At 69.9% G+C, this 13535-nt stretch carries 11 protein-coding genes; 7 read left to right on the forward strand and 4 right to left on the reverse strand.

From position 1 onward, the window contains the following. The first annotated feature begins 108 nt into the window (after window positions 1–108). The 7 genes from aceE (at window position 109) to H490_RS16915 (ending at window position 9010) form a co-directional block, all read left to right on the forward strand. On the forward strand, window positions 109–2835 hold the full coding sequence (gene aceE / locus H490_RS16885) for a pyruvate dehydrogenase (acetyl-transferring), homodimeric type (RefSeq protein ID WP_031289450.1): 2727 nt from the start codon (window positions 109–111) through the stop codon (window positions 2833–2835). A gap of 14 nt (window positions 2836–2849) precedes the next feature. Beyond that, a complete protein-coding gene (locus H490_RS16890; protein ID WP_017882564.1) occupies window positions 2850–4043 on the forward strand; it encodes a PucR family transcriptional regulator in 1194 nt (397 codons plus the stop codon). 285 nt (window positions 4044–4328) lie between these two features. After that, on the forward strand, window positions 4329–5255 hold the full coding sequence (locus H490_RS16895) for an ACP S-malonyltransferase (protein ID WP_017882565.1): 927 nt from the start codon (window positions 4329–4331) through the stop codon (window positions 5253–5255). 26 nt (window positions 5256–5281) lie between these two features. Beyond that, complete coding sequence (locus H490_RS16900) at window positions 5282–6286, forward strand: beta-ketoacyl-ACP synthase III (protein WP_017882566.1); 1005 nt, start codon at window positions 5282–5284, stop codon at window positions 6284–6286. An 82-nt stretch (window positions 6287–6368) separates the two neighbouring features. Then, the gene (locus H490_RS16905; RefSeq protein ID WP_017882567.1) at window positions 6369–6617 is read left to right on the forward strand and encodes an acyl carrier protein; all 249 of its coding nucleotides are present in this window, start codon (window positions 6369–6371) and stop codon (window positions 6615–6617) included. 90 nt (window positions 6618–6707) lie between these two features. After that, window positions 6708–7946: a beta-ketoacyl-[acyl-carrier-protein] synthase family protein gene (locus H490_RS16910; RefSeq protein ID WP_017882568.1), complete on the forward strand. Its 1239-nt coding sequence runs from the start codon at window positions 6708–6710 to the stop codon at window positions 7944–7946. A 212-nt stretch (window positions 7947–8158) separates the two neighbouring features. Next, a complete protein-coding gene (locus H490_RS16915) occupies window positions 8159–9010 on the forward strand; it encodes a glutamine amidotransferase (RefSeq protein WP_017882569.1) in 852 nt (283 codons plus the stop codon). Window positions 9011–9019: 9 nt separating this feature from the next. On the opposite strand, the gene efeB is transcribed toward H490_RS16915, so the two are convergent. The 4 genes from efeB to H490_RS16935 all read right to left on the reverse strand — a co-directional run bounded on the left by efeB (window position 9020) and on the right by H490_RS16935 (window position 13141). Beyond that, a complete protein-coding gene (gene efeB / locus H490_RS16920; RefSeq protein WP_017882570.1) occupies window positions 9020–10354 on the reverse strand; it encodes an iron uptake transporter deferrochelatase/peroxidase subunit in 1335 nt (444 codons plus the stop codon). Beyond that, window positions 10354–11577: an iron uptake system protein EfeO gene (efeO, locus tag H490_RS16925; protein ID WP_017882571.1), complete on the reverse strand. Its 1224-nt coding sequence runs from the start codon at window positions 11575–11577 to the stop codon at window positions 10354–10356. The genes efeB and efeO overlap by 1 nt, the downstream gene beginning before the upstream one ends. Next, window positions 11538–12461 carry an iron uptake transporter permease EfeU gene (gene efeU, locus H490_RS16930; RefSeq protein WP_017882572.1) on the reverse strand — a complete coding sequence of 308 codons (924 nt, stop codon included), beginning with the start codon at window positions 12459–12461 and terminating at the stop codon, window positions 11538–11540. The genes efeO and efeU overlap by 40 nt, the downstream gene beginning before the upstream one ends. Before the next feature lie 191 nt (window positions 12462–12652). Next, window positions 12653–13141: a Dps family protein gene (locus H490_RS16935; RefSeq protein ID WP_017882573.1), complete on the reverse strand. Its 489-nt coding sequence runs from the start codon at window positions 13139–13141 to the stop codon at window positions 12653–12655. Window positions 13142–13535: the final 394 nt, after the last annotated feature.

Consider the following 13535-nt stretch of genomic DNA (forward strand, 5'->3'; position numbering starts at 1 on the left):
TAGTCTGGAGCCACCCCGCGGACCAGCGGGAATGATCGAGCATGCCGCGAACGACCGCACCAACCCGCCTCGCCGCGCGGCCTGCCGAGTGGTGATTGGAGCACAACCTTGGCTGTGAACACGCAGGATCCCTACGCGCCAGATCGTGACGACATGGATCCGCAGGAGACCGCCGAGTGGCGCGAATCGCTCGACGCCGTGGTCGAGGAGCGAGGCGCCGGTCGCGGTCGCGAGATCATGACGAGCCTGCTCGACCGCTCGCGTCAACTGCACCTCAACGTTCCCCAGGTGCCCACCACCGACTACGTCAACACCATCGCCTCCACCGACGAGCCCGATTTCCCCGGCAACGAGGAGCTCGAGCGCCGCTACCGCTCGTGGATCCGCTGGAACGCCGCGATGACCGTGCACCGCGCCCAGCGCCCAGGCATCGGAGTCGGCGGCCACATCTCCACATACGCCTCCGCCGCGTCGCTCTACGAGGTGGGCTTCAACCACTTCTTCCGCGGCCAGGATCACCCCGGCGGCGGCGACCAGATCTTCGTGCAGGGCCACGCCTCCCCCGGCATGTACGCCCGCGCCTTCCTCGAGGGCCGCCTGAGCGCCGACCAGCTCGACGGCTTCCGTCAGGAGAAGTCGCACCTCGGCGGCGGTCTGCCCAGCTACCCGCACCCGCGCCTGCTGCCCGACTTCTGGCAGTTCCCCACGGTGTCGATGGGCCTCGGGCCGATCAACGCCATCTACCAGGCGCAGTTCAACAAGTACCTCACCAACCGCGGCATCAAGGACTGCTCCGACCAGCACGTGTGGGCCTTCCTCGGCGACGGCGAGATGGACGAGGTCGAGAGCCGCGGCCAGCTGCAGGTCGCCGCGAACGAGGGCCTCGACAACCTCACCTTCGTGATCAACTGCAACCTGCAGCGCCTCGACGGCCCCGTGCGCGGCAACGGCAAGATCATCCAGGAGCTCGAGAGCTTCTTCCGCGGCGCCGGCTGGAACGTCATCAAGGTCATCTGGGGCCGCGAGTGGGACGACCTGCTGAACCGCGACACCGACGGCGCGCTGCTCAACGTCATGAACACGACGCCCGACGGCGACTTCCAGACCTACAAGGCCGAGAACGGCGCCTTCGTGCGCGATCACTTCTTCGGCAAGGACGAGCGGGCGCTGAAGCTCGTTGAGGAGTACAGCGACGACCAGATCTGGGGCCTGCGCCGCGGCGGCCACGACTACCGCAAGGTGTTCGCCGCCTACAAGGCCGCGACGGAGCACAACGGCCGCCCCACGGTGATCCTCGCGAAGACCATCAAGGGGTACGGCCTCGGCCCCCACTTCGAGGGCCGCAACGCGACCCACCAGATGAAGAAGATGACGCTCGAAGACCTCAAGCTCTTCCGCGACACGATGCACATCCCGATCTCCGACGCGCAGCTCGAGGCCGACCCCTACCTGCCGCCCTACTACCACCCGGGTGAGAAGGACGAGGCGATCGAGTACATCCACGAGCGCCGTCGCGCGCTCGGCGGGTACCTGCCGGCCCGCCGCACCACCCACACCGAGGTCGTGCTGCCCGAGCCCAAGAGCTACGCGATCGCGGCGAAGGGCTCCGGCACGCAGGAGGCCGCGACCACGATGGTGTTCGTGCGCATGCTCAAGGACCTCATGCGCGACAAGGGCTTCGGCCCCCGCTTCGTGCCGATCATCCCCGACGAGGCGCGCACCTTCGGCATGGACTCTTACTTCCCCACGTCGAAGATCTACAACCCGCACGGCCAGAACTACGTCTCGGTCGACCGCGAGCTGCTGCTGGCCTACAAGGAGAGCCCCGAGGGTGTGCTGCTGCACGTCGGCATCAACGAGGCCGGCGCCACCGCCGCCTTCACGGCGGTCGGCACCTCGTACTCGACGCAGGGCGAGCCGATGATCCCGGTCTACATCTTCTACTCGATGTTCGGCTTCCAGCGCACCGGTGACGCCTTCTGGGCCGCCGGCGACCAGATGGCGCGCGGCTTCGTGATCGGCGCCACCGCCGGCCGTACCACGCTCACCGGCGAGGGCCTGCAGCACGCCGACGGCCACTCGCTCGCGCTCGCGTCCACCAACCCGGCCGTCGTCGCGTACGACCCGGCCTACGGCTACGAGATCGGTCACATCGTGCGCGCCGGCATCGAGCGCATGTACGGCGGCGAGCACCCGGATCCGAACGTCATGTACTACCTCACCGTGTACAACGAGCCCCTCGTGCACCCGGCCGAGCCCGAGAACGTCGACATCGATGGCATCGTGCGCGGCATTCACCGCGTCAGCGAGGCGGCCGGCGACGGTCACCGCGCCCAGATCCTCGCCTCCGGCGTGGCCGTGCCGTGGGCGATCGAGGCGCAGCAGCTGCTCGCCCAGGACTGGGGCGTGGCCGCCGATGTCTGGAGCGTCACCAGCTGGAACGAGCTGCAGCGCGACGGCGCGGCGGCCGATGAGCAGAACTTCCGCTCGCTCGACGGTGACGCCCGCGTGCCCTACCTGCAGCAGAAGCTCGCCGACGCCGAGGGCCCTTTCGTGGCCGTCAGCGACTGGTCGCGCCAGGTGCCCGAGCAGATCCGCCCCTACGTCCCCGGCGACTACTCGGTGCTCGGAGCCGACGGTTTCGGCTTCTCCGACACCCGCGCCGCCGCGCGCCGCTACTTCGGCATCGACCGCGAGTCGGTCGTGGTGAAGGTGCTGCAGCGCCTCGCGGCGCAGGGCCGCATCGACGCCGACGTGCCGCGTCGCGCAGCCGAGCAGTACCGTCTGAACGACGTGAACGCAGGCACCACCGGCGGCGCGGGCGGCGAGGCCTGATCGAGCGATCGCGCATGGATCGCACGAAAGAGCAGGAGCTGGCCTGGCTGCGCACGATCACGGGTGAGCTGTCGACGCGCACCATCACCCGGCTCGACGAGACGCTGCCCTGGTACGGCAAGATGCCGCCCAGCCGGCGCTCGTCGGTCGGGCTGGTCGCGCAGACCGGCATCAGCTCGTTCATCCAGTGGTATGAGGATCCGAGCTCGACGCCGTGGATCGCCTCCGACGTCTTCGGGGCGGCGCCCCGCGAACTCCTGCGCTCGATCAGCCTGCAGGAGACCCTGCAGCTGATCCGCGTGGTGGTGTCGGTGGTCGAGGAGCGCGTCGCCCCGCGCAGCGAGGCGCTGCGGGAGGCGGTGCTGCACTACTCGCGCGACGTCGCCTTCGCGGCAGCCGATGTGTACGCCAGGGCGGCCGAGGCGCGCGGCCTGTGGGATGCGCGCCTCGAGGCACTGGTCGTCGACTCGATCCTCACCGGTGAGAGCGACGACGAGCTGCCGAGCCGCATCGCGGCCCTCGGCTGGCACGGCGACGGCGAGGCCGCGGTGCTCGTGGGCACCGCCGAGCGCGTCGTCGACGTGGATCAGCTGCGCCGGTCGGCGAGGCACGCGGGCGCCGACGCGCTGATCGGTCTGCAGGGCACCCGCCTCGTGCTCGTGCTGGGCAGGCTCGATGCGCAGCAGCACGCTGCGGCTCCCGCCGATCCGCCGCTCAGCTTCCTCGAGATCGCCGGGAAGCTGGCCGACGGTTTCTCGGACGGCCCGCTGGTGCTCGGCCCCACCGTCGAGAACCTCGTCGACGCCTCCCGCAGCGCCCGCGCGGCGCTCGCGGGCGTCGCCGTGGCGCGCTCCTGGCGCAACGCACCGCGCCCTGTGGCGGCCGACGATCTGCTGCCGGAGCGTGCGCTCGCGGGCGACGGGCTCGCCCGGCGCACCCTCATCGAGCAGATCTACGAGCCGCTTGCGGCGCACTCGGGCGAGCTGCTCGAAACGCTGTGGTGCTACCTCGACAACGGCCGCTCGCTCGAGGCGACCGCGCGTGAGCTGTTCGTGCACCCGAACACCGTGCGCTACCGATTGAAGAAGGTCTCCGAGGTGATCGGCTGGAATGCGACGGGCGCGCGAGAGGCCCTGATCCTGCAGTCGGCGCTCATCGCGGGCTCGATCGCGCGCCATGGACGGCGCGCAGCGCCGTCTGGAAAGTAGCCGCGACGGCCCACAGGCCGGAGCGGAGCCCGCGCTTGTGCGCGCAGCGCCGTCTGGAAAGTAGCCGCGACGGCCCACAGGCCGGAGCGGGGCCCGCGCTTGTGCGCGCAGCGCCGTCGGCGAAGCCGCCCGATCGCCCCAACGGCCGCCCGGGGTGATGGGGCGGCGCTCGCGCAATCCGGCGCACCGCGTCGCCCCGAAAATGATGGGTTCGCACAATCAATTTCAAGATTTATCGTTCGCAATATGCAGGATCACGGCCGTTGATCTGAGAAACTGGAAGACGTGATTGTCATCGCCTGCCCTGGACAGGGCTCACAGACCCCCGGATTTCTGAACGAGTGGCTCGAGCTGCCGGGCAGCCGCGAGTTCCTCGGCACCGCCTCCGACCGCGCGGGCGTCGACCTCATCGAGCACGGCACCGTGAGCGATGCCGACACGATCCGCGACACCGCGATCGCGCAACCGCTGATCGTGGCCGCGAGCCTGCTCGCGTGGCGCGAACTCGCAGCGCGCACCGCGGTCGCCGACGCCGGCATCGCCGGGCACTCGGTCGGCGAGTTCGCCGCCGCCGCCGCCGCGGGGGTGCTCTCCGAAGATGACGCGCTGCGGCTCGTCGGCGTGCGCGGCCGCGCGATGGCCGAGGCGGCCACTCGGGCTCGCACGGGCATGGCGGCCGTCGTGGGCGGGGTCGAGACCGACGTGCTCGCGAAGATCGAGGAGCACGGGCTCACCCCGGCCAACCGCAACGGCGGCGGGCAGATCGTCGCGGCGGGTGCCCTCGACGCGCTCTCGGCCCTCGCGGCAGACGCCCCCCGCGGCGCGCGCGTGATCGCACTGCAGGTGGCCGGCGCCTTCCACACCGACTTCATGTCCAGCGCCATCCCGACTCTGCGGGAGGCGGCTGAGGGCGTGGCCGCGTCGACGCCGACGCACCCGCTGTGGACCAATGCCGACGGTTCCCTCGTCGACGACGGCGATCGCTTCGTGGATCTGCTCGTCTCGCAGATCGCGAGCCCCGTGCGCTGGGACGCCTGCATGGAGGGCTTCCAGCAGGCCGGCATCTCGGGTCTCGTCGAGCTCGCCCCCGCCGGTGCGCTCACCGGCATCGCGAAGCGCGCGCTCAAGGGCGTGCCGGCCGTCGCCGTCAAGACGCCCGCGGACCTCGACGCCGCCGTGGCCCTCATCTCCGAGGCCGCGTCAGCAGCCTGACAGTCTGACCGAAAGGACTCACGCACATGGCATCACTCGTGCAGGCCACGGGCCCCGCGCACACCCGGATCCTCTCCATCGGCGCGGCTCGCGGCGACCTCGACGTGCCCAACGACGATCTGGTCGGCCCGATCGACTCCTCCGATGAGTGGATCCGCCAGCGCACCGGGATCGTGCAGCGCCGCCGCGCGAGCGCGCACCTCGGCGCCGTCGACCTCGCGGTCGCGGCGGGCGAGGAGGCGATCGTGAAGTCGGGGCTCGAGCGCTCCGAGATCGACGGTGTGATCATCTCCACCATCTCGAACGTGGCGATCACCCCCTCGATGGCGGCGCTCGCCGCGCACCGCCTCGGCCTCACGCCCGCGGCGGCCTTCGACATCTCGGCCGCGTGCGCCGGCTACGTGTACGGCGTCGCCCAGGGTGATGCGCTCGTGCGCTCAGGCCTCTGCAAGAACGTGCTCGTGATCGGCGCCGAGAAGCTCTCGGACATCGTCGACCCGACCGACCGCAGCATCTCGTTCCTGCTCGGCGACGGCGCCGGGGCGGTGGTCGTCGGCGCCAGCGACCACGCCGGCATCGGGCCCACGGTCTGGGGGTCCGACGGCGAGAAGTGGGACACGATCCGAATGACCTCGACCTTCGAGGAGTACCGCAGCAACCCGGGCGAGGTGGCCTGGCCCACACTGCGCCAGGACGGCCAGACCGTGTTCCGCTGGGCCGTCTGGGAGATGAAGAAGGTCGCGCAGCAGACCCTCAAGGCCTCCGGCATCGAGCCCGGCGATCTCGCCGCCTTCATCCCCCACCAGGCCAACATGCGCATCATCGACGAGTTCGCGAAGCAGCTCAAGCTCCCCGAGTCGGTGGTGATCGCCCGCGACATCGAGATGCAGGGCAATACCTCGGCCGCGTCGATCCCGCTCGCCATGCACGCGCTGCGCGAGCAGCACCCCGAGCTCTCGGGCGGCCTCGCGCTCACCATCGGCTTCGGCGCGGGCCTCGTCTACGGCGCGCAGGTCGTCGAGATCCCGTAGCCCGAGAGCGCGTCGGCTCCGCGCCCGCGCCAACCGCACGTACACTTCTACAACCCCCACCCATATCAAGGAGAAACACACCATGGCATTCAGCAACGAAGAGGTTCTCGCAGGTCTTGCCGAGATCATCAACGACGAGACGGGGATTGCGGCCGACGTCGTCGCCCTCGACAAGTCGTTCACCGACGATCTCGACATCGACTCGATCTCGATGATGACCATCGTGGTCAACGCCGAGGAGAAGTTCGACGTGAAGATCCCCGACGAGGAGGTCAAGAACCTCAAGACCGTCGGCGACGCCGTCGACTTCATCAACAAGGCCCAGGCCTAAGGTTCTCGGAACGGGGTCGGGCCGCGGCCCGACCCCGCCCTCCTCACCACCCCAACGTTCGTTCCACACCAGATCGCGGAGCACGCAAGCATGAGCAAGAAGATCGTCGTCACCGGTATCGGCGCCTCCTCCCCCATCGGCGGCACGGCCCCTGAGAGCTGGGAGTCGCTCCTCGCCGGCGAGTCGGGCGTGCGCACCCTCGAGTACGACTGGGTCGCCGAGTATCAGCTGCCCGTCACCTTCGCGGGCCAGGCTCGGGTCAAGCCCACCGAGGTGCTGGAACGCCCCATCGCCAAGCGGCTCGACCCGTCGAGCCAGTTCGCGCTTGTCGCCGCCAAGGAGGCCTTCGCCGACGCAGGCAGCCCCGAGGTCGCCGCGGAACGCCTCGGCGTCGACTGGGCCACGGGCATCGGCGGCGTCTGGTCGCTGCTCGACGCCTGGGACACGCTGCGCGAGAAGGGTCCGCGCCGCGTCATGCCCCTCACCGTGCCCATGCTCATGCCGAACGCCCCCTCGGCCGCGGTGTCCATGCACTTCGAGGCCCGCGCCTATGCGCGCACGGTGGCCTCCGCCTGCGCCTCGAGCACCGAGTCGATCGTCAACGCCTACGAGCACCTGCAGGCGGGGTTCGCGGACGTCGTGATCGCCGGCGGATCCGAGGCTGCGATCCACCCCATCACCGTCGCGTCGTTCGCCTCCATGCAGGCGCTCTCTCGCCGCAATGACGACCCCGCGACCGCGTCGCGGCCCTACAACGTCGACCGCGACGGCTTCGTGATGGGCGAGGGCGCCGCCGCGCTCGTGCTCGAGACCGAGGAGCACGCGCTCGCCCGCGGCGCGAAGATCTACGCCGAGATCGCGGGGGGAGCGGTCACCGCCGACTCGTACCACATCACCGCAAACGATCCCGAGGGTCGCGGCGCCATCCGCGCCATGCAGACGGCCCTCGAGCAGGCCGGAGCCACCGCCGACGAGGTCACCCACATCAACGCCCACGCCACCTCGACGCCCGTGGGCGACATCAACGAGTACACGGCGCTGAAGGCGATCTTCGGCGACCGCGCCGACGAGATCCCGATCTCGGCCACGAAGGCCGCCACGGGCCACCTGCTCGGCGGCACGGGCGCCCTCGAGGCCCTCTTCAGCGTGCTCGCCGTGCAGAACCGCATCGCACCGCCCACGATCAACCTCATCGAGCAGGATCCCGAGATCCCCGTCAACGTCTCCTCCGAGCCGCAGCCGCTCGGCGAGGGCCCGCAGCTCGCCATCTCGAACTCGTTCGGATTCGGGGGGCATAACGCCGTCGTCGCTATTCGCTCCGTCGACTGAGCTGATTCTGCTTGCCCCTTCACCGGCCGGTGGGCCGGTGCGGCATCGCCGCGATCAGAGCTCCGCTCTGATCAAGAGCGGCTGGCCGGGGCATAACGCCGTCGTCGCTATTCGCTCCGTCTGAGGCGGCGCCCGGCACCGCGCGATCCTGCGCGTCGTAACAGTTCGAGATGCGTGCGGTGCGGCCCGCCTCACGCGCTACGGTAGTACCCATGAAACCGTTCCTGCTCATCACGACCCGGGGCGAAGACGACGTCGCGGCCGATGAGCATGCGGCGTACTGTCGACTGACGGGGCTGCTGCCCGAGGAGCTCGCGTGGCGACGCATCGACCGCGCACCGCTCGGGCCGATCGACTTCGGGTGCTATTCGGGCATCATCCTGGCCGGCAGCCCGTTCACGGTGAGCGAGCCCGTCGAGCGCAAGTCGCAGACCGAACTGCGCGTCGAGCGCGAGCTCGCCCAGCTGCTCGATGAGGTCGTGCGAGCCGACTTCCCCTTCCTCGGCGTCTGCTACGGCATCGGCACGATCGGGGCGCACCAGGGGGCGCGGGTCGACCGCACCTACGGCGAGACCTCGCAGGCGGTGCGGATCAGCCTCACGTCGGCCGGCGTCCTCGACCCGCTGTTCTATCAGCTGCCGGGCGAGTTCGACGCGTTCGTCGGGCACAAGGAGGCCGTCTCCGAGGCGCCGCCGAGCATCACGGTGCTCGCGAGCTCCCCCACCTGTCCCGTGCAGGCCTTCCGCGTGGGGCGCAACGTGTACGCGACCCAGTTCCATCCCGAGCTCGACACGGCGTCGTTCACGTCGCGGGTGCGGGCGTACGCCGATCACGGATACTTCCACCCGACCGAGGTCGACGCCATCATCGAGCGAGTCGAGCGGGCCGACGTGCGCGCCTCCCACATGGTGCTGGGCCGCTTCGTCGAGGAGTACCTCGACTCGAGGCCCGCGGCGGCGGCTGCCGACGGCGCAGTGCGCGACGCTGCCGCGAGAACGGGCAGCGCGGGCTCGCGTTCGGCGGATGCGGCTCGTCCCGCATCGGCGACGACGACGGCGGCCTGAGCCGCGCCGCTACTCGAAGAGCGCCTGCGCGATGAACCCGCCCGGCTGCACGCCCGCCGGCACGGCCCACAGCCCCGAGCCGATGTGGCGGATGTACTCGTTCAGCAGGTCCGGCTTCAGCGACCGCTGCACGCGCACGAAGGTCTCGGGATCCCGCTGGAACGAGATGAAGAAGAGCCCCGCGCCGAGCTGGCCGAGCCCGTTCGAACCGTCGACGTAGTTGTACCCGCGTCGCAGCATGCGGGCGCCCCCGTTGTGGTCGGGGTGGGCGAGGCGCACGTGGGCGGCCACGTCGATCATGGGCTCCTCGGTGTCGCCGGCCGGCACTGCCGCTTCGAAGTCGGGCTGGTCGAACTCCGCCCCGCCGCTCAGCGGGCCGCCCTCCCGCTTCGTGCGGCCGATGATGCGCTCCTGCTCGTCGAGGGAGGCGCGGTCCCAGCTCTCGATGGTCATCTGTATCTTGCGCGCCACGAGGTAGTTGCCGCCGCGCATCCACTCGGGAGCCTCGGCGCCGGCCCAGATGTGCTGCTCGAGCGAGGCGGTGTCCTCGGCCATCACGTTCGCGGTGCCGTCCTTGAATCCGAAGAGGTTGCGGGGCGTGTCCTGCCTGCGCGAGGTCGAGGCGGTGCGCCCGAAGCCGAGCTGGCTCCACGAGAGGTGGGCGCGGCCGACCGCGATGCGGGCGAGGTTTCGGATCGCGTGCACCGCGATCTGGGGATCGTCGGCGCAGGCCTGGACGCACAGGTCACCCCCGCTCTGCGTCGCGTCGAGCAGATCGAACGCGAACGAGGGCAGCGGTTCGAAGGCCCGGGGCAGGCGCGACCGGAGGCCGAACGGATCGTCGGGATCCGAGGCCCCCTCTCGCCCCGTGAAGAGGCGCCTGCCGAGCCCGAAGGTCAGTGTCAGGTGCCCGGCGCCGAGGCCTGTGGCCTCGCCGGTGTCGTCGGGAGGCAGCAGGGCGTTGCCGGGTTCGATCCCCGTGCCGACCTCCTGCCCGCGCACGAGGCGTTCGGCGGCGGACGTCCAGTCGCGCAGCAGCGCGATCAGCTCTTCGCGGCCGCTGCCCGACACCATGTCGAACGCGGCGAAGTGCAGCCGGTCCTGCGCGGGTGTGACGATGCCCGCCTGGTGCGCTCCGTGGAAGGGCACGGATCCCGAATCCGGCGCCTCCGACCCGCCCGCCAGGTGGGAGGCGAGGGCCGCGCCCCCGCCTCCCCCGAGCGCGAGACCGGCCGCGCCGGCGCCGAGCAGCCCGAAGAGACCGCGACGCGACGGACGGAGGAGCTCCGGATCGACCTCGCCGGCCTCCTTCTCGTTCTCCGCGGACTGCTCGACCGCCATCATCAGCCCTGCACGACGCCTGCGGTGAGCTTCGACATCGGCTCGCTGAGGGCGGTCAGCTTCGCGGCGAGCTCGTTGCGCTGCTGCTGATCGACCGTGTCGTAGAACACGAAGCCCTCGTCGTACGAGCCGTAGGTCTCGAGCAGCGCGAACATGTCGGCGAAGCGCTCGTCGAGCTGCTTCGCGAGATCCTCTCCACCGTTCGCCTCGAGCAGCCCGCGCACGGTGTCGAAGGCCACCTGGGCGCCCTCGACGTTCGCGGTGAAGTCGTAGAGGTCGGTGTGCGCGAACTCGTTCTCCTCGCCGGGCAGCTTGCCGTCGGGCGCGGCCACCTCGTCGAGCAGGCCCTTCGCGCCCTCGGTGATGTCTGCGAGCGTGAGCGTGAAGTCGGGGCTCGCGACCTCGTCCTTCAGCTCGTTCACGTCGGCGACCAGCTGATCGCCGATCTCCTTGCGCTCCTCGGGGGTGAGCGGCTTCAGGTCGTCCTTCGGGTAGTGATCCTTCTCGGGCGTCGAGTAGTTCGCGATCGCCTCGTCGAGCCACAGATCCTGCTCGATGCGGTGGAAGCCGGTGAAGGGCAGCCCCTCCTCGATCGCGCCGGGCTTGCGGTAGTCGATCTTGGGGTCGAGGTCGCCGAACTGCTCGGCGGTCGGCTCGATGCGCTCGTAGTTGATGCGTGCGATCGGGAAGAGCTGACGGGCGGTCTCGTCGTCTCCGGCCTGGTAGGCCGCCACGAACGCCTCGACCTGCGGCACGAGCTCCTCGGTCTGCGTCTTGACGTATCCGACGTACTGGGCCACGACCGCGTCCTCCTCGGGCGTCGTCTCCACGGCGTCGCCGGTGACCGCGAACGCGGCCTGGCCCACGCCGGTGCCGATCATGCCGGGCTTGCAGCTCGTGAAGTAGTCGCCGGGGCCGACCTGCACGGTGAGGTCGCGGCTCGATCCCGGGGCGATGTTCTCGACCTCGCCGATGATCGTGAGCTCGTTGCTGCCGAGCACGTAGAACTCGTTCACCTTGCTGCCGTCGTTCTTCACGGTGAAGGTGATGGTGCCGCTCTGAGCCTCGGCCGCCTCGACGTCGCAGGCGGTGTCGCTGGCGGTGACGGCGATGGACTGGGCGTTCGCGCCGGTGCCGGCGTTCGGCACGCAGGCGGTGAGGGTGAGGGTCGCGGCGCCGATGGCGCCTAGCGCGACGAGGCCGCGGCGAGGGCTGATGGTGGACACGGGGTTTCCTTTCTGGTTGCGCGTGCTCCGCGGTACGAGGCGACCAGGAACAGCGGAAGGGTGATGACGAGGTAGAGCGCCCAGGCGATGACCTCGAATCGGGTCATCTCGGGCGAGAAGCCCACGGTGCCCTTGAGCAGTACGCCGAGCACGCCGTCGGGGGCGATGATGTGGGGCACGCGGAACGCCCAGGCGGCGTCCCCGAACCAGGCGGCGGCGAAGGCGCCGGCGCCCGGAGGCACGGCGGCGAAGGGGCCCGGCAGGAAGCCGGCCTCCTGCAGGTCGTGGATCGCGTAGGCCAGCACGCCCGCCGCGAAGACGATGAGCAGCACGCCCGACCAGCGGAAGAACACGGTGAGGTTGATCCTGAGCATGCCGCGGTACAGCAGCCACCCGAGCACCGAGGCCAGCAGGATGCCCGAGACCGCGGCGGCGAAGCCGAGCAGCGGCGTCGTGTCGCTCGCGCGCGTGGTGGCCCAGATGAAGAGGGCGGTCTCGATGCCCTCGCGGGCCACCGAGACGAAGCCCACCGCGGCGACGCCCCACCCGTTGCCGAGCAGGGCACGGTCGATCTGGGAGCGCAGCTCGCCGCCGATGCCGCGCGACATCTTCAGCATCCAGAAGACCATCCAGGTGACCATGGCCACGGCGACGAGCGAGAGGAGGCCGCCGATGGCCTCCTGCGCGGTGAAGGAGAGGCCGTAGGCGCCGTAGGTGAGCACTGCGCCGGTGATGAGGGAGAGCAGGATCGCTGCGCCGACGCCCAGCCAGATCTTGGCGGCCGCGTCGCGTCGACCGATCTTGTTGACGTAGGCCAGGAGTACGCCGACGACGAGGGCGGCTTCGAGGCCCTCTCGCAGCCCGATGAGCAGCGTGGCGATCATGCGGGGTTCGCCCTCCGAACTTCACTCAGTGATACATGCGATGTTGGTAAGGCGTGCCTTACTCGAAAAACATAGCACAGTTCATCAGACGTGATCGGCGAGCGCGCGGAACGGCGAAGGGCCGCGCCCCTCGGGATGAGAGGCGCGGCCCTTCGGTCGACTGGCGGGAGAGCCGGATCGGCTCGACCGGCTCAGTCGGCGTAGTGCGAGAAGAGGAACCAGCGATCCGTGTCGAGCTGCTGCGCGAAGGCGATCGCGAGATCCTGACTCACGGGATCGATGTCGTCGAGGCCCTTGACCGCCGCGTAGATGGTCTCGAGCGTCGCGTCGAGCTGCGCCACGACCTCGCGCACCGTCACGTCGGACTGCTGGAAGCCGACCGTCATCTCGGGCGTGGTGGTCTGGGCCGCCACCGTGCCGATGCGGCCGTCGACGGGCAGCCCCAGGGCTACCATGCGCTCGGCAGCCGTGTCGGCCGCGTCCTGCGCGTGCGCGACCACCTCGTCGAGAAACTCGTGCACGCCCATGAAATTGCTGCCGCGCACGTGCCAGTGCGCCTGCTTGCCGTTCACCGCGAGGGCGATCAGATCGTGCAGCACCGGCGTCAGGTACTGTGCGACTCCGGAGAGTCGACCGAACTCGCCCTGCGCTGCGATCGGCTGCTGTTCAAGAGTAGTCATGCTGAACCTCCATCTTGTCTGCCGGGGAGCACATCTCCGCTCGGTGCAATCTCAACGATACGCCGATCAGAGGGATCCGCAAGCAAGTGAAGGCTTGCCTAAACGTCTCCCCAACGGGGGTTTTACCGCACCGAACGGGCGCGAGGGCGTGCGCCGCCGCCCGCGCGGCACAGACCTCGGCGGCCGCCGGCCGGCGCTCCGGGCACGCGGCCGATCGCTGGCCCGCTCCCGCTAGCTGTAGTTCCTTGGGACGTTGTGAACGCGTAGCAGACTAAAGAAGACCTCCGGCAGGATGTGGGTTACCACACACACGTCCTCAACCGGAGGTCTTCATGCCCCACGCTAACGCACCCCTCACCCCTATCGGCAGACAACGTCTCGCAGTATTGATTGT

It is taken from the genome of Leucobacter sp. UCD-THU, from assembly GCF_000349545.1.
GTDB classification, from domain to species: Bacteria; Actinomycetota; Actinomycetes; order Actinomycetales; family Microbacteriaceae; genus Leucobacter; species Leucobacter muris.